Below are 24542 nucleotides of genomic sequence, written 5' to 3' on the forward strand. Positions count from 1 at the left end.
GGGAGACAACCACGTGCAGGACTACCTCGAGACGATCGCCGCCGCGGCCACCGCGGCGGCGATCGCGCTGTTGCTCGTCGAGGTGGTACACCGGGTGATCCGGCGGCTGGGCCGCCGGTCCCACCTGATGACCGAGTTGACCGCACACGTGCACCGGCCGTTGCAGGTCGCCGGCACGGTGGTGGCCGTCCAGTTCGCGGTCCGCTGGACCACCGGCTACGCGGTGGGCACCGGGTGGCGGCAGGCCGTGCTGCACATCCTGGTGCTGGGGGTGGTCGCCGCGGTGGCCTGGCTGGTCGCCTCGTTGCTGGTGGTGGCGGAGGACACCGCGTTGGCCCGGTTCCTGCGGGTCGACGTGCCCGACAACCGGCACGTCCGGCGGGTACGCACCCAGGTGGTGCTGCTGCGCCGGTTGACGATCGTGGTGATCGTCGTGCTCGCCGTCGGTGTGATGCTGATGACCTTCCCCGCGGTACGGGGCATCGGCGCGGGCGTGCTCACCAGCGCCGGCCTGGTCGGTGTGGTCGCCGCGCTGGCCGCGCAGAGCCTGCTCGGCAACGTCATCGCCGGCCTCCAGCTCGCCTTCAGCGACGCGGTCCGCCTCGACGACGTGGTGGTGGTCGAGGGGGAGTGGGGCCGGATCGAGGAGTTGACGCTCAGCTACGTGGTGGTCCAGATCTGGGACGACCGGCGGCTGATCCTGCCCACCTCCTACTTCACCAGCACCCCGTTCCAGAACTGGACCCGGACCGAGGCGGCGGTGCTCGGCACCGCCGAGTTCCACCTCGACTGGTCGGTGCCGGTGCAGTCGATGCGGGAGGAGCTGCGTCGGCTGGTGGAGAGCACCGACCTGTGGGACGGCCGGGTCTGCGTGCTCCAGGTCACCGACGCCACCGGCGGCGCGATCAAGGTGCGCGCCCTGGTCAGCGCCGCCGACGCCGGCAGCCTGTGGGACCTGCGCTGCCTGGTGCGCGAGCACCTGGTCGGCTGGGTCCGCGACCACCGCCCCACCGCGCTGCCCCGGACCCGTACCGAGCTGGGGGACTCCTCGGGCAGCCTGCCCTGGCAGTGGGTGCAGCCGCGCCGGCCGGTCCGCCGCCGGTCCGAGGGCGAGGTGCCCGACGACGCCCGGGTCTTCGGTGGCAGCGACGACGGCGACGCCCGCAGCGAGGCGTTCGTGGGTCCCGACGGCGACGCCCGTGGCGACGGCGTCGCCGTCGGTGCCGACCATGGTGTCGACGGCCGGCGCTGAGCCGATCCGCCGTCCGGCGCTGAGCCGATCCGCCGGCCGGCGCCGGGCCGGGTGGAAGTGCCACCGGCCGCCGCCGGGTCGTCACACAGCCCTCGTGACAGTTGGTCTCGGGGGCTGTGTCGGTCCCGCTTCCGCGTTTCGCCGGACGATCCGGGCCGACCTGGGGTCAGATGTGGTTGGTCACCGTGTGCAGGATTGACGGACGGCGGCTCCGGGCATACAGCGCGGTGATGACGAAAGGAGGACAGCATGGCTGACGTCGCGAACCACCGTACGTCCCGGACCGGGAGCGAGCCGTCCACTGCCGAACTGGTGCAGCGGGCCACCGAGCAGGTCTCCCGACTGGTCCGGGACGAGCTGGCCCTGGCCCGGGCGGAGCTGACCCAGAAGGGCAGGCACGCCGGGATCGGGATCGGCCTCTTCGGCGGGGGCGGGGCGCTGGCCCTGTACGGGCTCGGCGCACTGGTCGCCGCCGCGATCCTGCTGCTGGCTCTGGTGCTACCCGCCTGGGCGGCGGCGTTGATCGTGGCGGTGGTGCTCTTCCTCATCGCCGGGGTGCTCGCCCTGGTCGGGAAGAAGCAGGTCAGCCAGGCGGTCCCCCCGATGCCGGAGGCGACCGTGCGTAGCGTCCGCGCGGACGTGGACACCGTCACCGCCGCGGTGAAGGACAGGGGACGGGCATGACCGGCACGACAGGAAGCAACGGCAACGGGACCGGAGACACCGAGGCGCTGCGCGAGGAGATCCGGCGGACCCGGGTGGAGTTGGGCGAGACGATGGAGATGCTGGCCGCCAAGGCCGACGTCAAGGCCCGGTTGAAGGACTCGGCGGAGCAGGCGAAGGAGCGGGTGCGTGAGCAGGCCGCGCTGACCGTGGCCCGGGTGCGGGGCCAGGCGGCGCAGGGTGTCGACCTCGCGCGGGCCCAGGCGTACGACACCTCGGTGGCGGTGCGGCGCGATCCGGTGCCGTGGGCGACGATAGCGGCCGGTGCGGTGGCCGCGGTGGTGGTGTTGTTGATCATTCGGGGGAGGCGCAGGTGAGCAAGGGCATCAGCAGGACCGCGTACAAGCCGGTCGGGGTGTTGCTGGGACTGGCGGCCGGCGCGCTGGCCGGAACGATCTTCCGGCAGGTGTGGAAGGCGACCGCCGGGGACGGTGAGGCGCCCGACCCGACCGACGAGGACCGCCGCTGGGGCGAGATCCTCGCGGCGGCGGCGTTGCAGGGGGCGATCTTCTCCGTCGTCCGGGCGGCGGTGGACCGGGGCGGCGCGGTCGGCGTACGACGGTTGACCGGGCGCTGGCCCGACTGACCCGTCCCGGCGCGCGCCACCGGGGCCGGCGCGGCGACCGCGCCGGCCACGACGGCGGCCCTCCGGTCCGGTGACGACGACCTGTGGCCCCCCGACCCATCGATGGGCGGGGGGCCCTTTTGCCTGGCTTTGCCGAGCCGGTCAGCAATCGTCGGGCATCCGTCAGGTCACATGTCGAAGAATTTCGTCGATTAGGCTGTGCAGAGTTTTTGGGTACGTGGTTTGCTGATCCCCGCTGTTGCGAGACGGCGTCGGCACGGAGCGGTCTTCCCCTCGTGGGTGGCTGCCCGGGTCACCGCTGCTCGAAACGGCCAATCGGCCGCACGGCGTGCTCGGCCGCCAGTTTTAGAAGGAGATACACATGGCGCAGGGAACCGTGAAGTGGTTCAACGCTGACAAGGGCTTCGGCTTCATCACCGTCGATGGCGGGGGTGCTGACGTGTTCGTCCACTTCTCGGCGATCCAGTCCAGCGGCTACCGCTCGCTGGAGGAGAACCAGCGGGTGGAGTTCGAGATCGCCCAGGGTCAGAAGGGTCCGCAGGCCGAGCAGGTCCGCCCCCTCTGAGCGAAGCCGGTCGGCTAACGCCAGCCCGGGTGATCCGGCCAGCCGGATCAACGAGAAGCCCCGTGTCCACCTCAGGACGCGGGGCTTTCCGCATCGCGCGGCTGCCCGGATCAGGGCAGCCGGCGGGCGCGCAGGCCGCGCCGCAGCAGCACCAGCCCGGCCAGCACCAGCAGCACTCCGGCGACGGCCCAGAACCGTTGGTCGCTCATCAGGCTGCCGTCGAGATAGCCGAGGCCCTGGACGGTCCAGACGGCACCGACCACCACGGCCAGCAGGCCCAGGGTGAGCGTGAGCCACCCTCTCACCGGTCCCCCCTCCCCGGGTCGGAGCCGACCCGGTCACCAGGATGCGGGCCGGGCCGGGCCGATGCGACGACCCGGCCGGCGTGGCTCACCACCGGTCGTGCACCCGGGGGCGGACCAGCTCGTCGTAGACCGACCGGACGGTGTCGAGTTCGGTCGCCGTCAGCGCGGGGGCGCCGGCCGCGGCGGCGTTGCCGCGGGCCTGCTCCGGGTTGCGGGCACCGGGGATTACCACGGTCACCCCGGGCTGGTCGATGATCCAGCGCAGGGCGAACTGGGCCATCGTGCGTCCGTCGCCGACCAGCGGGGCGAGCCGACGCACCACGGTCAGGCCGAGGTCGAAGTCGACGCCGGAGAAGGTCTCGCCGACGTCGAAGCTCTCCCCGTGCCGGTTGTAGGTGCGGTGGTCGTCGGCGGCGAAGGTGGTGTGCTCGTCGTAGCGGCCGGAGAGCAGGCCGCTGGCCAGTGGCACCCGGGCGATGATCCCGACGCCGGCCGCGGCGGCGGCCGGCAGCACCTCGTCGAGGGGCTTGAGCCGGACCGCGTTCAGGATGATCTGGACGCTGGCCACCCCCGGCCGGGCGATCGCGGTGAGCGCCTGGTCGCAGGTCTCGACGCTGACGCCGTACCCGGCGATGCGCTTCTCGGCGACCAGGGTGTCGAGACCGTCGAAGACCCGGTCGTCGGCGAAGACCTCGGTCGGCGGGCAGTGCAGCTGCACCAGGTCGAGGGTGTCCACGTCGAGGTTGGCCCGGGACCGGTCGGTCCAGGCCCGGAAGTTGTCCAGGGTGTACGCCTGCGGCGTCTGCTCGACCCGGCGGCCCATCTTGGTGGCGACGGTCAGCCCGTGCCCGGGGTTGTCCCGCAGGAACCGCCCGATCAGCTGTTCGCTGCGGCCGTCGCCGTAGACGTCGGCGGTGTCGAGGAAGGTGACGCCGGACTCCACGGCGGCGTCGAGGACGGCCAGGGCGTCGCTCTCGCTGACCTGTCCCCAGTCCGCGCCGAGCTGCCAGGCCCCGAGACCGACCACACCCACCTGCCGGCCGAGCCGGTCGAAGCTGCGCTGTTCCATGTGGTGAAGCCTAGTGACCAGGTTGCCGGGGCGCAGCGTGGGCCGTACCGTCGCAACAAAACGTACGTACGGTATGGGGGTAGTCATGTGGGACCCGACCAGCTATCTACGCTACGGCGACGAACGGTCCCGGCCGTTCCACGACCTGCTCGCCCGGGTCGGGGCGGAGCACCCACGGGCCGTCGTCGACCTCGGGTGCGGGCCGGGCACCCTGACCGCGACCCTCGCCCGCCGCTGGCCGGCCGCCCGGATCGCCGGCCTCGACTCGTCCCCCGAGATGATCGACCGGGCCCGCACGCTCGACACCACCGTCGACTTCACCGTCGGTGACGTCGCCGACTGGCGGCCCGCCCCCGACGTGGACGTGCTGGTCGCCAACGCGGTGCTCCAGTGGGTGCCCGACCACCCGGCCCTGCTACGCCGCTGGGCCGGCGCACTGCCGCCCGGTGGGTGGCTCGCCGTCCAGGTCCCCGGCAACTTCGCCGGTCCCGCACACCGGGCGCTGCGGGAGGTCGCCGCAGACCCCCGCTGGGCGGCCACCGTCCGGCCGTTGCTGCGCGAGGACCCCGTCGACGACCCGATCGGGTACGCCGCCGCGCTGACCGCCGCCGGCTGCGCCGTCGACGCCTGGGAAACCACCTACCTGCACCTGCTGCCCGCCGGTGCCGACGCCGAACACCCCGTGCTGAGCTGGCTGGACGGCACCGCCCTGCGCCCCGTGCGGGCGGTGCTCGACGACACCGCCCTGGCCGACTTCCGCGCCACGCTGGCAGCCCGGTTGGCCCACGCGTACCCGGTACGGCAGGGTCAGGTGTACTTCCCGTTCCGTCGGATCTTCGTGGTCGCCCGTACGGGTGCCCGTCAAGAGGAGCAGCAGTGACCGACCTGTCCGCCTTCATCGCCGAACTGCCCAAGGTGGAGCTGCACGTGCACCACGTGGGCTCCGCGTCCCCCCGGATCGTCGCCGAACTGGCCGCCCGGCACGAGGGACGCAGCCCCGTCCCGGCGGACCCGGACGCCCTCGCCGACTACTTCGCGTTCCGCGACTTCGCCCACTTCATCGAGGTCTACCTCAGCGTCGTCGACCTCATCCGCGACCCCGACGACGTCTGGCTGCTCACCCACGAGGTGGCCCGCGAGCTGGCCCGCCAGCAGGTCCGTTACGCCGAGCTGACCGTCACCCCCTACTCGCACGTGCGCCGGGGCATCCCCGCACCGGCGTTCTGCGAGGCCATCGAGGACGCCCGCCGCCGCGCCGAGGCCGACTTCGGCATCGCGCTGCGCTGGTGCTTCGACATCCCCGGCGAGGCCGGCCTACCGGCAGCCGAGGAGACCCTGCGGATCAGCCTCGACGAGCGCCCCGACGGGCTGGTCGCCTTCGGCCTCGGCGGCCCCGAGATCGGCGTACCCCGGCCGCAGTTCAAGCCGTACTTCGACCAGGCGCGGGCGGTCGGGCTGCACTCGGTCCCGCACGCCGGGGAGACCACCGGCCCGCAGACCGTCTGGGACGCCCTGCGCGAGTTGGGTGCCGAGCGGATCGGCCACGGCATCTCCGCCGCGCAGGACCCGGAGCTGCTCGCCCACCTGGCCGAGCGGCGCATCCCGCTGGAGGTCTGCCCGACCTCCAACGTGCGCACCCGGGCCGTCGCCCGGATCGAGGAGCACCCGTTGCGGCAACTGGTCGACGCGGGGGTGCGGGTCACCATCAACTCCGACGACCCGCCGATGTTCGGCACCACCCTCAACGACGAGTACGCGGTCGCCGCCCGACTGCTCGACACCGGCCCCGACGGGCTCGCCGCGCTGGCCCGCCAGGCGGTGTCCGCCTCGTTCCTCGACCCGGCCGGCCAAGCCCGCATCATCGCCGAGATCGACGCCTTCGTGGCGGCCCACTGACCCACCACGGGGTCGGGAGAAGTGGTGTACACGCGGCGGGAGCTGGTGTGGGGGACCGTGCCCCCGCCGCGCGTACCGATCCACCGGCCGGTGGGTGTCAGGGGCGACAGGCCGGTGGAACTGATGGGTTCGGACAGATCCTGTCAGCCGGCACGTCCCGCGTCGCCGTCGTTAATCCGGATCTAAGGAAACCTTGCGCCGCAGCACAGTCACGGCCGGCGCGACCCGGCCCGCAGGCGGCGCTCAGTCGTCGGTCGGACGCGGCCGGGGCCAGCGGCGGCCACCCTTCTGCTCGCGTGCCTCGCGTGCCATCCGGCCCACCAGACCGAACCGGTTGACCTGCCGGGGCGTCGCCTGCGGATCGGCCAGCAGCATCACCACACTCGCCCCGCCCAGCCGGGCCCGGTCGAGGCTCACCGAGCCGTTGGCCTGCAACGCCACCCGCCGGGCGATGTCCAGCCCCAGCCCGGTCGAGCCCTGGCCGCTGGCACCACGCCGCAACGCCCGGTCCGGGTTGGCGATGCCCGGCCCCGCGTCGTCGATCCGGATCGCCACGTAACCGTCCCGACGGGAGACGGCCACCTCGAACGCGGTGCCCTGCGGGGTGTAGCGGAAGACGTTGCCGATCACCGCGTCCAGGGCGGCGGCCAGCTCGGCCCGGGGCACCAGCACCGGAATCCGGAACTGGGCGCCGCTGACCCGGTGCGGGCGGTTCTGGTCGCCGGCCAGCGCCGCCCAGAACACCATCCGGTCCCGGACCACCTCGCTGACGTCACACTCGGCCGGCCCGGCCTCGTGCGCGACGGACTTACGGGTCGTCTTGATCAGGACGTCGATCTCGCCCTCCAGGGTGACGATCGCCTGCCGGATACGCCGGATCGTGCGCCGCCGGTCCAGCTCCGCCGGGCTGAACGAGCCGACACTGGTGTCGTCGGAGTCCAGCCCCTCGGCGTCCAACCGCAACACCGTCAACGGGGTACGCAGCCGGTGCGACAGGTCCGCCACCAGTTCCCGCTCGTCGGTGCGGGCCGCCACCAGCCGGTCGGCCATCCGGTTGAACGCGTACCCGGCCTCGGCCAGCTCACGGGGACCGCTCGGCTCGACCCGTACCCCCAGGTCACCGTCGCCGACGGCGAGCGCGGCGCGGACCAGCCCCCTGGTGGAGTCGACGGCGCGCGCGGCGACCCGGTCCACCACGACCACCGCCGCGCCGACCAGTGCCACGGCCACCCCGGTGAGCAGCAGCCAGGTGCCACCCGCCCCCTCGTCGAGGACGGCGGCGGGCACGAAGACCTCGACCACGGCGACCCGGCCGTCGAGCACCACCGGGTCGAGCCGCACCAGCCCACCGTCGACGTCGACGACCCGCGACTGCTCCCCGGCGCGGGCCCGCTCCACATCCTCGGCGGAGGCCCGGCCGGCGGGCTGCTCCCCGGCCAGGCCGTGCACCACCGGGCGGGTCGCCGGGTCGTCACCGGTGGCCTCGACCGCGCGGCGGACCGTCGCCGGGGCGGTGCTGACGGCGAGCGCGCCCGTGACCATCGCGCCGCGTCGCGCCGCGTCGGCCAGCGCCTCCTCCCGGACCTCACCGCGCAGGGTCAGCCCGAGCGGAACGAGGAACGCCGACGCGACCAGCGCGCACATGCCGGCCGTCAGGGCGGCCAGCGCCGTCCTCAGTCGGGGGCCACCAGCCGGAACCCCACCCCCCGCACGGTGCGCAGGTAGCGCGGCTTCGCCGCGGACTCGCCCATCTTTCGCCGCAGCCAGTACAGGTGCACGTCGATGGTCTGGTCCTCGCCGACCGACGGCTGGCGCCATACCTCCTCCAAGAGCTCCCGCCGGGACACCACCCGGCCAGGTCGTGCGGCCAGGTACGCCAGCAGGTCGAATTCCTTGCGGGTGAGCGCCAGTGGCTCCCCGTCGAGCACCGCACTGCGTTCGCCCACGTCCACCCGCAGGCCGCTGACGGTGTGCACGGCCGGGGCCACCGTCCGGCTGGCCCGGCCGACCCGGCGCAGCACGGTGGTGATCCGGGCGTCCAGGTGGGCGCCGGTGAACGGCTTGACCATGTAGTCGTCCGCGCCGGCCCGCAGCAACCGGACCACCGACTGCTCGTCGTCGCGGGCGGTGGCGATGATGATCGGTACGTCGGTGATGCCGCGCAGCATCCGCAACGCGTCCGAACCGTCCAGGTCGGGCAGGCCCAGGTCGAGCACGACCAGATCGGGGGTCTCGGCGGCGACCCGGCGCAACGCGTCCAGGGCTGTCCCGACCGCGTGCACCGCGTGCCCCCGTTCGCTGAGCGAGCGCAGCATCGCGCCGCGGACGACGTGGTCGTCTTCGACCAGGAGCACGGTGGCCACGTCAGCACCGTACTGCCCGTGGCAAGTCGGGTGCGTTGCGACGGACCCGTGAACCGGGCAAACTGGTACGACGATGCCGTTCACCCTCTTTCCCGACGCACGGCTGGCGCTGGCCCGGGACAGCCTGGCCGGGCTGTCCGTCGGCGACGCCCTCGGTTCCCAGTTCTTCGTCCCGGGCCGGCGGCCCGACGACCTCGCGGCCGGCCGGTTGCCCCCGCCGCCCTGGCAGTGGACCGACGACACCGAGATGGCCTGTTCGGTACTTGCCGAACTCGCCACCCACGGCGACGTCGACCCCGACCGGTTGGCGCTGGCCTTCGCCACCCGGGCCGAGCCCTACCGGGGCTACGGCCCGGGTGCGGTGACGATCCTGCGGTTGATCCGCACCGGCACCCCGTGGCCGGTGGCCGCCGCGTCGGCCTTCGACGGTCAGGGTTCCTGCGGCAACGGCGCCGCGATGCGGGTCGCCCCGCTCGGCGCGTGGTACGCCGACTCGACCACCCGGGCGGCGACCCGGGCCCGCGCCAGCGCCGAGGTCACCCACGCCCATCCGGAGGGGGTCGCGGGAGCGGTGGCGGTGGCCGTCGCCGCCTCACTCGCCGCCCGGACCCGGCTTGAGGGGGAGCACCGTCCCGACGTCACCCGGCTGCTCGCCACCGTCGCCGGGGCCCTCGACCCGAGTACCGAGGTGCACCGGGGGACACGCCGGGCGGCCGGTCTGCTCGGCCGCCCCCTCGACGAAGCGGTCGCGGCCCTGGGTAACGGCTCCCGGGTCACCGCCCAGGACACCGTCGCCTTCACCCTCTGGGTGGTCGCCACCCACCTGGCCGACTACCCGGCCGCCATCCGTGCCTGCGTCGAGGCGGGCGGGGACGTCGACACCACCGCAGCGATCGTCGGCGGGATCATCGGCGGCCACACCGGGGTCGGCACGCCCGGCGGGGTGCCGACCGACTGGGTGGCCGCCCGGGAGGCGCTCCCCACCTGGCTGGACTGAGACCGCCCGCTCCGCGTTCGGCCTGCGGCGGGTCCCTCGGCTCTCCGCGTGCTGCCACCCGGTCGGTGCTCAGCGCGCCGCCAGCTGCTGCCACCAGCTCGGCGCTGGCATCTGCTCAGCGTGCTGCCACCTGCTCAGCGCGCTGCCACCTGCTCGGCGTCGGTGTCGGCGTGGTCGGTCGGGACGTGCTCGTCGAGCCGCCAGCCCTGGTCGGAAGGGGTGCGCCCGACCGGGGCGCGGTCGGTGTCCGACGTCGGGTCGTCGGCCCCGGCGGGCTCCGTGTCCCCGGCGGGCTCCGTGTCCCCGGTGGGCTCCGTGTCGGCGGCGGCCCGACGGCGGGAGCGGCTCGCCACCCAGCCGATCGCCGCGCCGCCGCCCAACCCGACCAGCAGGCCACCGCCGAGCAGCAGGTCGGCGCTGGGGCCGCCGTCGCCCTCCGTCGGTGCGGCGGCGTCCGGGGCGGACTGGGCGTCCGTCGCGTCGGCCGCCCCGCCGTGGTGCCCGGGGGCGGCACCGGGGGCGGGTGGCACCAGTGCCAGCGTCGGGGCGGGATGCCCACCCCCCACCGGGTCGGCCCAGCGCACCACCGTGCCGTCGGAGTAGGTCTGCACCACCTCGAAGGTCATCCGGTCGAGCTGCGGCAGCGGGCCCATGGCCACCGAGAGTCGCGCCGGACCCGACACCGCCGGTCCGGCACCCCGGGTCCAGACCACCGCCGAGGTCACCGTGCTGACCGACGGGGCGTGGATCCCGGCGACCGGCGCGTCCAGGTCGCGGGAGGTGATCAGTGGTGCCCAGCCGTCCACCGACAGCGGGTAGACCTCGCCGATCGGGGCATCCGGCGGGAGCCTGAACTCGATCTTCTCGGTGCGCGCGCCAGGCCGCTCCTCGGGCACCACGAAGGTCAACTCCACCGCGTCGCCCTGCACCGCCTGACCCGGGCTGGACGTCACCCCGTCCGCCGACGCCGCGGTCGGGGCGCCGAACACCCCGGCCGCCACCGCCGCCAGCACCAGTACGGTCCGACGCCGCCGGGCGCCACCACGGGTCGTCGCCATCTTCCGCCCCCATCCGTCTCGCCGCGGCCGACACCGGCTCCGGCCACACCTGGTAGTTCGGACGGCGGGCCGGAAAGGTTCAACGCCGGTGCGGGTCGATACCGCGACCGGGCTTCCTTTCCCGGCGACCGGGGGCGACGGCGGGACCGATAGCATCGAAGCAGCCGGCGCGTCCGGCCCATCCGTGCCGCCTGCCGTTGAGGAGTTCACCGTGTCCGCACCCCGTACCCCCGTCGTGGCCGACCCCGTCGTCGTGGCCGCCGGGACGACGGCGGCCGACGCGGTGGCCGCGGCCGGGCTGCCCGCCGCCGGCCCGAAGGCGGTCGTGGTGGTCCGCGACCCGCAGGGCCAGCTGCGTGACCTGGACTGGGCACCCGCCGAGGAGACCACCGTCGAGCCGGTCAGCCTCGACTCGCCGGACGGCCTGAACGTGCTGCGGCACTCCACCGCCCACGTGCTCGCCCAGGCCGTGCAGGACGTCTTCCCCGAGGCCAAGCTGGGCATCGGCCCGCCGATCGAGAACGGCTTCTACTACGACTTCGCGGTCGACAAGCCGTTCCAGCCCGACGACCTGGCCAAGCTGGAAAAGCGGATGCAGGAGATCGTCAAGTCCGGCCAGCGGTTCCGCCGCCGCCGCTTCGACAGCCTGGACGAGGCCCGCACCGAGCTGGCCGCTGAGCCGTTCAAGCTCGAACTGATCGAGGTCAAGGGCGAGGGGCTGGACACCAGCGAGGTGATGGAGGTGGGCGGCGGCGAGCTGACCATCTACGACAACCTCGCCGCCGGTGAGGACAAGGTCTGCTGGTCGGACCTGTGCCGGGGCCCGCACCTGCCGAACACCCGGCTGATCGGCGCGTTCAAGCTGATGCGTTCGGCCGCCGCGTACTGGCGGGGGTCGGAGAAGAACCCGCAGCTCCAGCGGGTGTACGGCACCGCCTGGCCGACCCGCGACGAGCTGAAGGCGTACCTGAAGCTGCTGGAGGAGGCCGCCCGGCGCGACCACCGCAAGCTCGGCGTCGACCTCGACCTGTTCAGCTTCCCCGACGAGCTGGGCTCCGGCCTGGCGGTCTTCCACCCCAAGGGCGGCATCATCCGCCGGGAGATGGAGAACTACTCCCGGATCAAGCACGAGCAGGCCGGCTACTCGTTCGTCAACACCCCGCACATCACCAAGGGCCACCTGTACGAGGTCTCCGGGCACCTCGACTGGTACGCCGACGGGATGTTCCCCCCCATGGAGGTCGAGGGGGCGAACTACTACCTCAAGCCGATGAACTGCCCGATGCACGACCTGATCTTCCGGTCCCGGGGCCGCTCCTACCGGGAGTTGCCGCTGCGGATGTTCGAGTTCGGCACGGTCTACCGGTACGAGAAGTCCGGCGTGGTGCACGGCCTGACCCGGGTCCGGGGCATGACCCAGGACGACGCGCACATCTTCTGCACCGAGGAGCAGATGGCCGGCGAGCTGAAGTCGCTGCTCGCCTTCGTCCTGGAGCTGCTGCGCGACTACGGCCTGGACGACTTCTACCTCGAACTGTCCACCCGTAACCCGGACAAGTCGGTCGGCACCGACGAGAACTGGGTGCGGGCCACCGAGGCGCTGCGCTCGGCCGCCGAGGAATCCGGCCTCACCCTGGTGCCCGACCCGGGCGGCGCGGCGTTCTACGGCCCCAAGATCTCCGTCCAGGCCAAGGACGCCATCGGCCGGACCTGGCAGATGTCCACCATCCAGGTCGACTTCAACCTGCCCGAGCGGTTCGGCCTGGAATACCAGGCGGCCGACGGCAGCCGGCAGCGGCCGGTGATGATCCACCGGGCCCTGTTCGGGTCGATCGAACGGTTCTTCGGGGTGCTCACCGAGCACTACGCCGGAGCCTTCCCGGCCTGGCTGGCGCCGGTGCAGGTGGTCGGCATCCCGATCCGCGAAGACCACACCGAGTACCTGCACGGCTTCGTCGCGGCGCTGCGCGCCGAAGGCATCCGGGCCCAGGTCGACGCGGGTGACGACCGGATGCAGAAGAAGATCCGCACCGCCCAGCAGCAGAAGATCCCGTTCATGGTGATCGCCGGGGACGACGACGTGGCCGCCGGCACCGTGTCGTTCCGCTACCGCGACGGTTCGCAGCGCAACGGGGTGCCGGTCGCCGAGGCGGTCGCCCACGTGCTCGACGTGGTCTCCTCGCGTACCAACTCGGGGCCGTCCGCCGGCAGCTGACCCCGGCCCGCCACCGGCCGCGTACCCACGGCCGGTGGCGGTCGGCGCGGGAGATCGTAGGATCGGCGGTGTGACTGGGGCGGAGCGGCACCTCGACGGCGACACGGACCACGGCCCGGCGGACGACGGACTGGCGGACGGGCTCGACCGGCTCTGGACGCCGCACCGGATGACCTACATCTCGGGGGAGGACCGGCCGGAGGGCGGCTACGAGAAGCCCGCCGGCTGCCCGTTCTGCCTGGCCCCCGGCCTGCCGCCGGAGCGGAGCCTGGTGGTGGCCCGGGGCGAGCACGTCTTCGCGGTGCTCAACCTCTACCCGTACAACCCGGGGCACCTGCTGGTCTGCCCCTACCGGCACGTGGCCGACTACACCGCCCTCGACCAGGCCGAGACGGTGGAGCTGGCGGCGTTCACCCAGACCGCGATGCGGGTGGTCCGGCAGGTCAGCAGCGCGCACGGGTTCAACCTGGGGATGAACCAGGGCGGGGTGGCCGGCGCCGGCATCGCCGCCCACCTGCACCAGCACGTGGTGCCCCGGTGGGGTGGGGACATCAACTTCATGCCGGTGATCGGCCGGACGAAGGTGCTCCCGCAACTGCTCTCCGACACCCGCGAGTTGCTCGCCCGCGCCTGGCCGTCCTGAGCGGCGGCCCGGGCTATCCGCTAGTTGCTCGCCCGCGCCTGGCCGTCCCGGCCGGCGGCCCGGGCCACCCGCCACGGCACCCCCGGGTCCGGCGCGGGCCGGTGTGCCGGGGCCGCGTGACGGCACGTCCGGGTCGGGCGCGGGTCGGTGGGCCGGGCCTGCGTGACGGGTGCGGCGGTCGGTGTGGCGACTCCTAGGATGTGATCATGGCGTTGTTGCACCAGGCGGAGATCCGCCCCACGAAACTCGAACTCCTGGCCGGTTGGCTGCCGGGCCGGCGCTGGTATTCCGGGCCGGCGGCCGGCGAGCCGGTCCGGGTGGCCGCCTACCGGTTCGACGACCCCGCCGGTGCCGTCGGTATCGAGACGATCCTGGTACGGGTCGACGCCGGCCCGGTCTACCAGGTCCCGCTGACCTACCGGGACGCGCCGTTGGCCGACGCCGACGAGTGGCTGGTCGGCACCACCCACCACTCGGTGCTCGGCCCCCGCTGGGTCTACGACGGGTGCGGCGACCCGGTCTACGCCGCCGCCCTGGCCGCCGCCATCCTCACCGGCACCGGTCAGGCGCAGGAGTACTTTGAGATCGACGGAGTGCGGGAAGTCCGCGAGCCGTCCATGACGGTGGCCGGCACCGGCAACGTCGGGGCCCCCGTCGTCGGCGCGGTACGCCAGGTGGGCGACGACGACCCGACCAGCATCGGCACCGACACCGTCGACCTGCTCGTCGCCCGCCGGCTGCCCGGTGCCGGACTGCCCGACGACGGGCCGGCCGCCGCCACCCTGACCGGCCGTTGGCCTGGGCAGTCGACCCCGGTGCCGCTGGCCCGAGCCCTGCCCCGCTGATCACCCGGCGGGCCCCGGCACCACCGGGCGGGCCGGGTGGGTCGCCGTCGTCCGTTGTCCGTGCCGCCACCGGGTGGGTCGCCGTCGTCCGGTGTCCGCGTCGCCACCGGTGGGCCGGGTGGGTCGCCGTCGTCCGGTGCCACCCTGCCCGCCTTCACCGCCCGCGACGGCGTGTGCCGACCGGCGGGGTCGGCGAAGTCCGCGCCGCCATCCGCCGTGCCGTGCCGGCGGTGTCGCTTGTGGTCGATCGGGCACGATGCGTCAGCTTCGTCTCCCCACGCGTCCCGAAGGTGACACGATGCGGCGATGGCAGTGACGACACGGATGTTGGGTCGCAGCGGCATCGAGGTCAGCGCCCTCGGCATGGGCTGCTGGGCGATCGGCGGCCCCTGGGCCGAGGGCACCCAACCGCTGGGCTGGGGCGCGGTCGACGACGAGGAGTCGGTGCGGGCCGTCCGCCGCGCGCTCGACCTCGGGGTGACCTTCTTCGACACCGCCGACACGTACGGCGCGGGGCACAGTGAGCGGGTCCTCGGCCGGGCGCTGGCCGGCCGCCGCGACGAGGCGGTGATCGCCACCAAATGGGGGTACACCTTCGACGAACGGTCCCGGCAGGCCACCGGCGAGGACGCCTCCCCGGTGTACCTGCGGCGGGCGGTCGTCGACTCGCTGCGCCGCCTCGACACCGACCGGATCGACCTCTACCAGCTGCACCTGGGTGACCTCCCGCTGCCGCGGGTGGAGGCGCTGGTCGGCACCTGCGAGGAACTGGTCGCCGACGGACTCGTCCGGGCGTACGGCTGGAGCACCGACCGGGCCGACCGGGCCGCCGGGTTCGCCCAGGCGGCTCCGCACGCCACCGCCATCCAGCACAGCCTGTCGGTGCTGCGCGACGCCCCGGTGATGCTGGCCGCCTGCGACAAGCACGACCTGGCCAGCGTCAACCGGGGGCCGCTCGCGATGGGGTTGCTCACCGGCAAGTACACCAACGGCTCCACGCTGCCCCGCGACGACGTGCGGGGAGTGGCGCCGGGTTGGCTGGAGTGGTTCCGCAGCGGTCGACCCGCACCGGAGTGGCTGCGTCGGGTCACCGCCGTGCGGGGCGCGCTCACCGCCGACGGGCGGACCCTGGTCCAGGGCGCGCTGGGTTGGCTCTGGGCGCGCAGCGACCGGACGGTGCCGATCCCCGGTTGCCGTACCGTCGCCCAGGTCGAGGAGAACGCCGCCGCGTTGCGCCTCGGCCCGCTCACCCCGGACCACTTCGCCGAGGTGGAACGGCAACTCGCCGCCCTGCGTACAGCCGCCCTCCGGGACGCCGACCGCCCCCACTGGCCACTACCCCCCGTCCCCGCCGCCCGCCCCTGACCCCCGCCCACCCGTCCCCCACCCCCGCCACCTCCCACCCCCGTCGATCATGGAGTTGTGGGGCCCCGCGTAAGCGACATATGGGGCTCAACACCCACCACAACTCCATGATCGACGCGGTGGGGTGGTGGGGCGGTGGGGGTGGTGGGGCGGTGGGGGTGGTGGGGTGGGGTGGGTGGTAAGGGTGGGGTTGGGTTATTTCGGGGTGGGGGTGGGGGTGTAGTGGGCGAAGGTGCGGCGGAAGGTGCCGGTGCCGGCGGTCAGGGCCCGCAACTGCACGGCGTAGCGCAGCAGTTCCTGGGCGGGGACCTCGGCCCGGACCAGGGTGCGGCCCTCGACGTCCGGGTCGACCTCGGTGCCGAGCACCCGGCCCCGCCGGCCGGACAGGTCACCCAGCACCGCACCGACCGAGGAGTCGGCGACCCGGACCACCACCTCGTCGACCGGCTCCAACAGGGTCGGAGCGCCCCGCTCGGCGGCGTCGCGCAGGGCGAGCGCGCCGGCCGCCTGGAACGCGGCATCGGAGGAGTCGACGCTGTGCGCCTTGCCGTCGACCAGGGTCACCCGCACGTCCACCACCGGATGCCCGGCGACCACCCCGCGGGCCAGCTGCGCCCGGACACCCTTCTCCACCGCCGGTACGTAGTGGTGCGGCACCGCCCCGCCGACCACCCGGTCGACGAACTCGACACCCGCCCCCCGGGGCAGCGGCTCCACCTCGATGTCGCAGACGGCGTACTGACCGTGCCCGCCGGACTGCTTGACGTGCCGGCCGTGTCCGGTGGCGGCGGCCGTGAACGTCTCCCGCAACGGCACCCGCACCGGCTCGGTGTCCAGCTCCACCCCGCCGGCCCGGAGCCGGTCGAGCACCACGTCGGCGTGTGCCTCGCCCATGCACCAGAGCACCAGTTGGTGGGTGTCCGGGTTGCGCTCCAGCCGTAGCGTCGGGTCGCCGACGATCAACCGGCCCAGGTTGCGGGCCAGGGCGTCCTCGTCGGTCCGGCTCCGGGCGGCCACCGCCACCGGCAGCAGCGGCTCCGGCATCTCCCAGGGCGCGATCAGCAGCGGCTCCCCCTTCGCCGAGACGGTGTCGCCGGTCTCCGCGCTGCCCGCCTTGGTGATCGCGCAGATGTCGCCCGCGACGCACGCGTCCACCTCGCGCAGGGCCGCCCCGAGCGGGCGGTAGACGTGCCCGACCCGCTCGTCGGCGTCGTGGTCGGGGTGGCCGCGCTCGACCAGCCCGTGCCCCGACACGTGCACCGTCTGGTCGGGGCGCAGCGTGCCGGAGAAGACCCGGACCAGGCAGACCCGGCCGACGTGCCGGTCGACGGTGGTCCGGACCACCTCGGCGACCAACGGGCCGTCCGGGTCGCAGTCCAGCGGCGGGCGGGGGGAGCCGTCCACCCCGGTCACCGCCGGGACCTCGCGTTCCAGCGGCGACGGGAAGGCCGACACCAGGGCGTCGAGCAGCACGTCCAGCCCGACGCCGGTGGCCGCGCAGACCGGCGTCACCGGGTGGAAGTGGCCCCGGGCGACCGCCCGCTCCAGGTCGGTGACCAGCACGTCGGTGTCGATCTCCTCGCCGTCGAGGTAGCGGTCCATCAGGGTCTCGTCCTCGCTCTCGGCGATGATCCCCTCGATCAGCTCACCCCGGGACTCGGTGATCGCCGGCAGGTGCTGCGGGTCCGGCTCCCGGACGTCGGCGGGCAGCCCGGCCGAGTAGTCGTGCACCCGCCGGGTGATCAACGCGAGCAGCCCGACGACCGCCTCGCCGTCGTCGCCGAGCATCGGCAGGTGCAGCGGGAGCACGTTGTCTCCGAAGACCCGCTGGCACAGCGCCACCGCCTCGTCGAAGTCGGCGCGCGGGTGGTCCAGCCGGGTGACCGCCACGGCGCGCGGCAGGTCCACGGCGGCGCACTCCTCCCAGAGGGCGGCGGTGGCGGCGTCCATCCCGTCGACGGCGGACACCACGAACAGTGCCGCGTCGGCGGCCCGCAGCCCGGCCCGCAGCTCGCCGACGAAGTCGCCGTACCCGGGGGTGTCCAAGAGGTTGACCGTCACCCCGGCGTGCACCAGTGGGGCGCAGGCGAGGCTTACCGAGCGCTGCTGGCGTACCGCGGCGGGGTCGTGGTCGCAGACGGTGGTGCCGGCGGCGACGGTGCCGGCCCGGTCGATCGTGCCGGTGGCCGCGAGCAGCGCCTCGACCAGGGTCGTCTTGCCGGCGCCGGAGTGTCCGACGAGCACCACGTTGCGTACCCGGTCGGGCGTGGTCACCACCGGCGTGTCACCGGTGGCGCCCTGGTCCTGGTTCTTCTGCGCCATCGCGGCGCACCTCCCTGAGCCGGTGGTGGGTGGCGACCGCCGCGCACGACGGGGAGCGGCCCGGTCGGGTGCCGCGGCGATATCCTCCGGTGGCCCGGCGACCGGCGAACGGTCAACGGGCGAGGTGGTGAGCTGGCTCACCTTCCGCCCCGATCCCACACCCGTCGACGGACCCCGCACAAGTCTCGTCGGGCGGGTCGGGCGACCGGCCGTATCGCGCGGCACTGCCGGCCGTTATCGTGGGACCGCCATGGCGAAGATCTTCCAAGTGACGGCCCGCGCGGGGATGACCCGCGTCGTGGAGCCGGTCGCGCGCGGTCTGCTCCGCGCCGGTGTGTCCCCCAACGCGGTCACCGTGGCCGGCACCGTCGGCGTGCTCGTCGGCGCGCTCGGATTCGGTGCCCGCGGCCAGCTGGTGGCCGGAGCGCTGATCGTGACCTTCTTCGCGCTGACCGACATGCTCGACGGGACGATGGCCCGGATGAGCGGCGGCTCGACCCGGTTCGGCGCGTTCCTCGACTCGTCGATGGACCGGGTCTCCGACAGTGCGGTGTTCGGCGCGGTCGCCTACTGGCTGGCCACCGAGGGCAACCACTCCGGGGTGGCCGCCGCGTTGATCTGCCTGGCCGCCGGAGGGCTGGTCTCCTATGTCAAGGCCCGCGCCGAGGGGTTGGGGATGAGCGGGAACGTGGGCGTCGCGGAACGCACCGAACGGCTGCTGATCGTCGGGGTCGGTGGGCTGCTCACCGGCCTCGGGGTCGGCCCGGCCCTGGAGATCTCGCTCTGGCTGCTCGCCGCCGTGTCGATCTTCACGGTCGGCCAGCGGGTGGCCCACGTTTACCGGCAGGCGCAACTGGCCGGCCCCGAGTGAACCTCACCGAACTCGGCTACGTCGCCGGCTGGCGGCTGGCCCGCGCGCTGCCCCGGCCCGTGGTCGCCGCGGCCTTCCAGGCGGGCGCCGACCGCGCCCACCGCGCCCGGGGCAAGGGCGCCACCCGACTGCGCGCCAACCTGCGCCGGGTGGTCGGCCCCGATCTGCCCGAGGCGGAGCTGGACGCACTGGTCAAGCAGGGTCTGCGGTCGTACGCCAGGTACTGGATGGAGGCGTTCCGGCTGCCCTCGCTGAGCCGCCAGCAGATCCTCGACGGGTTCCACCTCGGCGGGTCGGAGCTGCTCGTCGCCGACGTGGCGGCCGGCCGGGGCGCGGTGGTGGCGTTGCCGCACGCCGGCAACTGGGACGCCGCCGGCGCCTGGGTGGCCGCCGCCGGGTTGCCGATCACCACGGTCGCCGAGCGGCTCAAGCCGGAGGGCGTCTACCGGCGCTTCCTCGCCTTCCGCGAGGGTCTCGGCATGGAGATCCTGCCCACCCACGGCGGTGCCCGGCCCGCCTTCGACGTGCTGGTGGACCGGCTCGGCGCGGGCACCGTGGTGCCGCTGCTGGCCGACCGGGACCTGTCCGCCCGGGGCATCGAGGTGGACTTCTTCGGCGGCCGTACCCGGATGCCGGCCGGGCCCGCCCTGCTGACCATCCGCACCGGCGCCCCGCTCTACGTGGCGTCGCTGTGGTACGAACCGGAGATGCCGCGCGCGCAGTTGGAGGGCCCGCTGCCGGTGCCCGACCCGGACAGCGCACCGTTGGACGAGCGGGTCCGGGTGCTGACCCAGCGGATTGCCGACTGTCTGGCGGCGGGCATCGCCCGTCATCCGCAAGACTGGCACATGTTGCAGCGGATGTGGCTGGACCAGCGGGGCTCCACCGACGGCGGGTCCACCGCGGCGCCGCCCCCGGCCAGCGCCGGTTCGGTCTGAGGGGAGGGGGCGCCAGTGCGGATCGGCATCGTGTGCCCGTACTCCTTCGACGTCCCGGGCGGGGTGCAGAACCACGTCATGGACCTGGCCGAGGCGCTGCTCGGACTGGGGCACGAGGTGAGTGTCCTGGCCCCCGCCGACGAGGAGTCGACGCTGCCGCCGTACGTGGTCTCCGCCGGGCGGGCGGTGCCGCTGCCGTACAACGGTTCGGTGGCCCGGATCGCGTTCGGGCCGGTCTCCACCGCCCGGGTGCGGCGCTGGCTCACCCGGGGCGAGTTCGACGTGCTGCACGTGCACGAGCCGCTCACCCCGAGCCTGTCGATGCTGGCGGTGCTCTCCGCCCGGGGGCCGGTGGTGGCGACCTTCCACACCGCGATGACCCGGTCCCGGGTGCTCGCCGCCGCCCAGGGGGTGCTCCAGATCCTGCTGGAGCGGATCACCGCCCGGATCGCGGTCAGCGCGTTGGCCCGCAAGGTGCAGGTCGAGCACATGGACGGCGGGGCGGTGGAGATCCCCAACGGGGTGGCGGTGGCGAAGTTCGCCGGGGTCGAGCCGTTGCCCGGTTGGCCGGGGGAGTGCGCCACCGGCAGCGGCGGGACGCTGGGTTTCCTCGGCCGGTTCACCGAGGCCCGCAAGGGTTTCCCGATCCTGCGCGACGCCTTCGTCGCGTTGGCCGCGCACCGGCCGGGGCTGCGCCTGCTGGTGGCCGGACCGGGTGACCCGGACGACCTGTTCGGGCGGTTCCCGGCGGAGCTACGCGACCGGGTGACGTTCCTCGGTCTGGTCTCCGAGGTCGACAAGGCCCGGATGCTGCGCAGCGTCGACCTCTACGTCGCCCCGAACACCGGCGGCGAATCGTTCGGCATGATCCTCACCGAGGCGCTGGCGGCCGGCGCGACCGTGGTCGCCAGCGACCTGGACGCGTTCCGGCGGGTGCTCGACGGCGGGCGGGCCGGTCGGCTCTTCCCGACCGGTGACCCGGCCGGCCTGCGGACCGTCCTGGCGGAGCTGCTCGACGACCCGGCGCAGCGGGCCGCGTTGAGCGCCTGCGGCGATCAGGTGGTGGCCCACTACGACTGGCCGGTGGTGGCCCGTCGGGTGGTGGAGGTCTACGCGGCGGCCATCGAGGCCACCGACGGTCGGGTCATCGACCAGGAGTGGGCGGGGCTGGGTGGTCCGCGGTGACCCCGACGGTGCCGCAGCTGTGGGCGGTGTCGGTCGCCGTGGTCGTCGTCGCCCTGGTCGTGGTCTACCTGGTCTGGACGGCGGGCCGGGTCGAGCGGTTGCAGACCCGGGCGGAGTCGGCGGCCCGCGCGCTCGACGCCCATCTGCTGCGCCGGGCCGCCGCCGCCGCGGTGCTGGCCGAGCAGCGCCACGGCGTGGAGCTGTACGCGGCGGCGCGGATCGCCCTGGACGCCGTCCCCGAGGAGCGGGAGGCGGCGGAGAACGACCTCACCCGGCAACTGCGGGCGGCCCGGCTGGACCCGGCCGATCCCTCCTGCGGGGCGGTGATCGCGGCGAGCCGGCGGCTGGCGCTGTCCCGGCAGGTGCACACCGACCTGGTGCGGGACGCGCGTAGCGCGCGGAGCCGACCGCTGGTGCGGGTGTGCCGGATGGGCCGCCGCCACCCCTGGCCGCGGTATTTCGACATCGACGACCCCACCCTGGCCCTGCCCGCCGACGTCCCGGCGGGCTGACCGGGGCTGCCGACCGGTTGCTGCCCGACGGTGCGGCCCCTTTCGCGGTGGCGGCCCCGGGTCGCGGTGGCGGCTCGGGTCGCGGTGGCGGGCGGGTCGCGGTGGCGGGCGGCACCGGCCCGGGTCGAGCCGGGGTGACGGGGGCCACAGGGCAGGCCACCGTGGGGCCGATTGGCTGTCGGAGCGGCGTCCGGGGCGTCATAGCATCAGCCGGAGCCAGCCCCCGAGCACGTCCGAGGAGTGATGGACCATGTCCGAAACGACGTCCCCGAGCGCCGATGCCCCCCAGGTCCGGGGCACCGCCCGCGTCAAGCGCGGCATGGCCGAGATGCTCAAGGGCGGCGTGATCATGGATGTGGTCACCGCCGAGCAGGCCAGGATCGCCGAGGACGCCGGTGCGGTCGCCGTCATGGCGCTGGAGCGGGTGCCGGCCGACATCCGCGCCCAGGGTGGCGTGTCCCGGATGAGCGACCCGGACATGATCGACGGCATCATCGCGGCCGTGTCCATCCCGGTGATGGCCAAGGCCCGGATCGGTCACTTCGTCGAGGCGCAGGTCCTGCAGTCCCTCGGCGTCGACTATGTCGACGAGTCCGAGGTGCTCACCCCGGCCGACTACGCCAACCACATCGACAAGTGGGCGTTCACCGTCCCGTTCGTGTGCGGCGCGACCAACCTGGGTGAGGCGTTGCGCCGGATCACCGAGGGCGCGGCCATGATCCGCTCCAAGGGCGAGGCGGGCACCGGGGACGTCTCCAACGCCACCATGCACATGCGGAGGATCCGGCAGGAGATCGCCCGGCTCAGCTCCCTGCCGGCCGACGAGCTGTTCGTCGCGGCCAAGGAGTTGCAGGCCCCGTACGACCTGGTCAAGGAGGTCGCCGAGACGGGCAAGCTGCCGGTGGTGCTGTTCACCGCCGGGGGCATCGCCACCCCGGCCGACGCCGCGATGATGATGCAGCTCGGCGCGGAGGGCGTCTTCGTCGGCTCCGGCATCTTCAAGTCCGGCAACCCGGCGCAGCGGGCCGCCGCGATCGTCAAGGCGACCACCTTCCACGACGACCCGGACGTGCTGGCGAAGGTGTCCCGGGGCCTGGGTGAGGCGATGGTCGGCATCAACGTCGACGAGATCCCCCAGCCGCACCGGTTGGCCGAGCGCGGTTGGTGAGGCTTGGGTCGGGGCTGCTGCCGGTGGCGCGGGAGGAGGGGACGTGGGTGGACCGGTGATCGGGGTGCTCGCCCTCCAGGGTGACGTCCGTGAGCATGTTTCCGCCCTCGCCGGGGTCGGCGCGGACGCCCGTGCGGTGCGTCGGCCAGCCGAGCTGGACGCGGTCGACGGGCTGGTGATCCCGGGTGGGGAGTCCACCACCATGAGCCGGCTGGTGGACATCTTCGGGCTGCGCGCGCCGATCGACGAGCGGATCGCCGCCGGGATGCCGGTCTACGGGTCCTGCGCCGGGATGATCATGTTGGCCACCGAGGTGCTGGACGGCCGTCCCGACCAGCGGGGCTTCGCCGGCATCGCGATGACGGTGCGACGCAACGCGTTCGGTCGGCAGGTCGACTCGTTCGAGGCTCCGGTGGAGATCACCGGGATCGACGGCGGGCCGTTCCACGCCGTGTTCATCCGCGCCCCCTGGGTCGAGCGGGTCGATGCCGACGTCGAGGTGCTGGGCCGGGTCACCGGGGGTCCGGCCGTCGACCGCATCGTCGCCGTCCGCCGGGGCAACCTGGTGGCGACGTCGTTCCATCCGGAGTTGACCGGGGACCTGCGTCTGCACCGTTACTTCGCCGACCTGGTCGGGGCCGCCCGCTGAGCCGCCCATCTCCCGGCGAAAGGGGCGATTTCCGCGCGGGTTGGTGGCGGTGCCGCGCCGGGTGTGACGGCGGGGTGGGTGCTCTCGGTAGGATTGCCGCGGTTCGGCGCGGGCACTGCCCGTCGCAGCCCTCCAACGCGGCCGGTGCTGGCCCGGAGTCGGCGCGGCCAGCCGACGCGAGGCGTGAGTCAACAGACGGAGGTACGAGATGTCCGGCCACTCTAAATGGGCGACCACCAAGCACAAGAAGGCCGTCATCGACGCCAAGCGCGGCAAGATGTTCGCCAAGCTGATCAAGAACGTCGAGGTGGCGGCCCGCACCGGCGGCGGTGACCCGGCCGGTAACCCCACCCTCTTCGACGCCATCCAGAAGGCCAAGAAGAGTTCGGTCCCGAACGACAACATCGACCGCGCGGTCAAGCGCGGCTCCGGCCTGGAGGCCGGCGGCGCCGACTGGCAGACCATCATGTACGAGGGGTACGGCCCGAGCGGCGTGGCCATGCTGATCGAGTGCCTGACCGACAACCGCAACCGGGCCGCCACCGAGGTCCGCACGGCGTTGACCCGTAACGGTGGTTCGCTCGCCGACGCCGGCTCGGTGTCGTACATGTTCTCCCGCAAGGGCGTGGTGATCGTCCCCAAGGCCGACACCACCGAGGACGACGTGATGATGGCGGTCCTCGACGCCGGGGCCGAGGAGGTCAACGACCTCGGTGAGGCGTACGAGGTGGTCTCCGAGCCGACCGACCTGATCGCGGTCCGCACCGCCCTGCAGGAGTCCGGGATCGAGTACGAGTCGGCCGAGTCCGCCCTGATCCCCAGCGTCAACGTGCCGTTGGACGAGGACGGCGCACGCAAGATCTTCAAGCTGATCGACGTGCTGGAGGACTGCGACGACGTGCAGAACGTCTACGCCAACTTCGACGTCTCCGACGAGATAGTTGCACAACTGGCCTGACCGTGTCTACTCTGCCGGACCATGACCCCCGGTAGAAGAGCCCTGCGTGCCTCCCTG

25 protein-coding genes are annotated in these 24542 nt (G+C 73.6%); 19 read left to right on the plus strand and 6 right to left on the minus strand.

All coding sequences use genetic code 11. From position 1 onward, the window contains the following. The first annotated feature begins 13 nt into the window (after nucleotides 1–13). From ACQP2H_RS10340 to ACQP2H_RS10360, 5 genes are all read left to right on the plus strand, one after another. The gene (locus tag ACQP2H_RS10340; RefSeq protein ID WP_219469554.1) at nucleotides 14–1252 is read left to right on the plus strand and encodes a mechanosensitive ion channel family protein; all 1239 of its coding nucleotides are present in this window, start codon (nucleotides 14–16) and stop codon (nucleotides 1250–1252) included. Nucleotides 1253–1501: 249 nt separating this feature from the next. Further along, nucleotides 1502–1936 carry a phage holin family protein gene (locus tag ACQP2H_RS10345; RefSeq protein WP_208569418.1) on the plus strand — a complete coding sequence of 145 codons (435 nt, stop codon included), beginning with the start codon at nucleotides 1502–1504 and terminating at the stop codon, nucleotides 1934–1936. Beyond that, nucleotides 1933–2292, plus strand: coding sequence for a DUF3618 domain-containing protein (locus ACQP2H_RS10350; RefSeq protein WP_219469557.1), 360 nt, complete (start codon nucleotides 1933–1935; stop codon nucleotides 2290–2292). The genes ACQP2H_RS10345 and ACQP2H_RS10350 overlap by 4 nt, the downstream gene beginning before the upstream one ends. Continuing rightward, the gene (locus ACQP2H_RS10355) at nucleotides 2289–2561 is read left to right on the plus strand and encodes a DUF4235 domain-containing protein (protein ID WP_208569420.1); all 273 of its coding nucleotides are present in this window, start codon (nucleotides 2289–2291) and stop codon (nucleotides 2559–2561) included. The genes ACQP2H_RS10350 and ACQP2H_RS10355 overlap by 4 nt, the downstream gene beginning before the upstream one ends. Before the next feature lie 361 nt (nucleotides 2562–2922). After that, nucleotides 2923–3126 carry a cold-shock protein gene (locus ACQP2H_RS10360; protein WP_067306996.1) on the plus strand — a complete coding sequence of 68 codons (204 nt, stop codon included), beginning with the start codon at nucleotides 2923–2925 and terminating at the stop codon, nucleotides 3124–3126. A gap of 110 nt (nucleotides 3127–3236) precedes the next feature. On the opposite strand, the gene ACQP2H_RS10365 is transcribed toward ACQP2H_RS10360, so the two are convergent. Both ACQP2H_RS10365 and ACQP2H_RS10370 read right to left on the minus strand, forming a co-directional pair. Next, complete coding sequence (locus ACQP2H_RS10365) at nucleotides 3237–3431, minus strand: hypothetical protein (RefSeq protein ID WP_219469560.1); 195 nt, start codon at nucleotides 3429–3431, stop codon at nucleotides 3237–3239. Nucleotides 3432–3516: 85 nt separating this feature from the next. Then, entirely contained in the window at nucleotides 3517–4500 is a 984-nt protein-coding gene (locus ACQP2H_RS10370; RefSeq protein ID WP_219469563.1) for an aldo/keto reductase, read from the minus strand. A gap of 85 nt (nucleotides 4501–4585) precedes the next feature. Between ACQP2H_RS10370 and ACQP2H_RS10375 the strand changes: the two genes are divergently transcribed. Next, nucleotides 4586–5380 (plus strand): trans-aconitate 2-methyltransferase, encoded by a 795-nt coding sequence (locus ACQP2H_RS10375; RefSeq protein ID WP_219469566.1) that lies wholly within the window; start codon nucleotides 4586–4588, stop codon nucleotides 5378–5380. After that, entirely contained in the window at nucleotides 5377–6396 is a 1020-nt protein-coding gene (locus ACQP2H_RS10380; RefSeq protein ID WP_219469569.1) for an adenosine deaminase, read from the plus strand. Before ACQP2H_RS10375 ends, ACQP2H_RS10380 begins: the two co-directional genes overlap by 4 nt. 243 nt (nucleotides 6397–6639) lie before the next feature. Here the strand turns inward: ACQP2H_RS10380 and ACQP2H_RS10385 are convergent, their stop codons facing one another. Both ACQP2H_RS10385 and ACQP2H_RS10390 read right to left on the minus strand, forming a co-directional pair. Then, a complete protein-coding gene (locus ACQP2H_RS10385) occupies nucleotides 6640–8040 on the minus strand; it encodes a HAMP domain-containing sensor histidine kinase (protein ID WP_208569425.1) in 1401 nt (466 codons plus the stop codon). 29 nt (nucleotides 8041–8069) lie between these two features. Beyond that, entirely contained in the window at nucleotides 8070–8759 is a 690-nt protein-coding gene (locus ACQP2H_RS10390) for a response regulator transcription factor (RefSeq protein ID WP_204961325.1), read from the minus strand. A 73-nt stretch (nucleotides 8760–8832) separates the two neighbouring features. Between ACQP2H_RS10390 and ACQP2H_RS10395 the strand changes: the two genes are divergently transcribed. After that, nucleotides 8833–9756 (plus strand): ADP-ribosylglycohydrolase family protein, encoded by a 924-nt coding sequence (locus ACQP2H_RS10395; RefSeq protein WP_357535897.1) that lies wholly within the window; start codon nucleotides 8833–8835, stop codon nucleotides 9754–9756. Between the two features lie 134 nt (nucleotides 9757–9890). On the opposite strand, the gene ACQP2H_RS10400 is transcribed toward ACQP2H_RS10395, so the two are convergent. Beyond that, nucleotides 9891–10814 (minus strand): DUF1775 domain-containing protein, encoded by a 924-nt coding sequence (locus ACQP2H_RS10400; protein ID WP_219469575.1) that lies wholly within the window; start codon nucleotides 10812–10814, stop codon nucleotides 9891–9893. A gap of 211 nt (nucleotides 10815–11025) precedes the next feature. Between ACQP2H_RS10400 and thrS the strand changes: the two genes are divergently transcribed. The 4 genes from thrS to ACQP2H_RS10420 all read left to right on the plus strand — a co-directional run bounded on the left by thrS (nucleotide 11026) and on the right by ACQP2H_RS10420 (nucleotide 15882). After that, nucleotides 11026–13029 carry a threonine--tRNA ligase gene (thrS, locus tag ACQP2H_RS10405; protein ID WP_219469577.1) on the plus strand — a complete coding sequence of 668 codons (2004 nt, stop codon included), beginning with the start codon at nucleotides 11026–11028 and terminating at the stop codon, nucleotides 13027–13029. Between the two features lie 70 nt (nucleotides 13030–13099). After that, nucleotides 13100–13672, plus strand: coding sequence for an HIT family protein (locus ACQP2H_RS10410; RefSeq protein WP_433232352.1), 573 nt, complete (start codon nucleotides 13100–13102; stop codon nucleotides 13670–13672). Nucleotides 13673–13878: 206 nt separating this feature from the next. Beyond that, entirely contained in the window at nucleotides 13879–14517 is a 639-nt protein-coding gene (locus tag ACQP2H_RS10415) for a CG0192-related protein (RefSeq protein WP_219469580.1), read from the plus strand. Nucleotides 14518–14823: 306 nt separating this feature from the next. Next, nucleotides 14824–15882, plus strand: coding sequence for an aldo/keto reductase (locus ACQP2H_RS10420; RefSeq protein WP_357535892.1), 1059 nt, complete (start codon nucleotides 14824–14826; stop codon nucleotides 15880–15882). Nucleotides 15883–16077: 195 nt separating this feature from the next. On the opposite strand, the gene ACQP2H_RS10425 is transcribed toward ACQP2H_RS10420, so the two are convergent. Further along, on the minus strand, nucleotides 16078–18204 hold the full coding sequence (locus ACQP2H_RS10425; protein WP_219469586.1) for an elongation factor G-like protein EF-G2: 2127 nt from the start codon (nucleotides 18202–18204) through the stop codon (nucleotides 16078–16080). 250 nt (nucleotides 18205–18454) lie between these two features. On the opposite strand from ACQP2H_RS10425, the gene pgsA reads away from it, so the two are divergent. From pgsA to ACQP2H_RS10460, 7 genes are all read left to right on the plus strand, one after another. Beyond that, a complete protein-coding gene (gene pgsA, locus ACQP2H_RS10430) occupies nucleotides 18455–19075 on the plus strand; it encodes a phosphatidylinositol phosphate synthase (protein ID WP_219469589.1) in 621 nt (206 codons plus the stop codon). Beyond that, complete coding sequence (locus ACQP2H_RS10435) at nucleotides 19072–20013, plus strand: phosphatidylinositol mannoside acyltransferase (protein ID WP_433232357.1); 942 nt, start codon at nucleotides 19072–19074, stop codon at nucleotides 20011–20013. Before pgsA ends, ACQP2H_RS10435 begins: the two co-directional genes overlap by 4 nt. A gap of 15 nt (nucleotides 20014–20028) precedes the next feature. Next, entirely contained in the window at nucleotides 20029–21198 is a 1170-nt protein-coding gene (locus ACQP2H_RS10440) for a glycosyltransferase family 4 protein (protein WP_208569434.1), read from the plus strand. After that, nucleotides 21195–21710, plus strand: a complete 516-nt coding sequence (locus ACQP2H_RS10445) for a hypothetical protein (RefSeq protein WP_372444114.1) — start codon at nucleotides 21195–21197, stop codon at nucleotides 21708–21710. Before ACQP2H_RS10440 ends, ACQP2H_RS10445 begins: the two co-directional genes overlap by 4 nt. Nucleotides 21711–21960: 250 nt before the next feature. Continuing rightward, nucleotides 21961–22878, plus strand: a complete 918-nt coding sequence (gene pdxS / locus ACQP2H_RS10450) for a pyridoxal 5'-phosphate synthase lyase subunit PdxS (RefSeq protein ID WP_208569435.1) — start codon at nucleotides 21961–21963, stop codon at nucleotides 22876–22878. 43 nt (nucleotides 22879–22921) lie between these two features. Continuing rightward, a complete protein-coding gene (gene pdxT / locus ACQP2H_RS10455; RefSeq protein ID WP_219469596.1) occupies nucleotides 22922–23527 on the plus strand; it encodes a pyridoxal 5'-phosphate synthase glutaminase subunit PdxT in 606 nt (201 codons plus the stop codon). A 208-nt stretch (nucleotides 23528–23735) separates the two neighbouring features. Next, complete coding sequence (locus ACQP2H_RS10460) at nucleotides 23736–24485, plus strand: YebC/PmpR family DNA-binding transcriptional regulator (protein WP_433232362.1); 750 nt, start codon at nucleotides 23736–23738, stop codon at nucleotides 24483–24485. Nucleotides 24486–24542 lie beyond the last annotated feature (57 nt).

This window comes from Micromonospora sp. CA-248260 (genome assembly GCF_050942205.1).
Lineage (GTDB): Bacteria > Actinomycetota > Actinomycetes > Mycobacteriales > Micromonosporaceae > Micromonospora > Micromonospora antibiotica.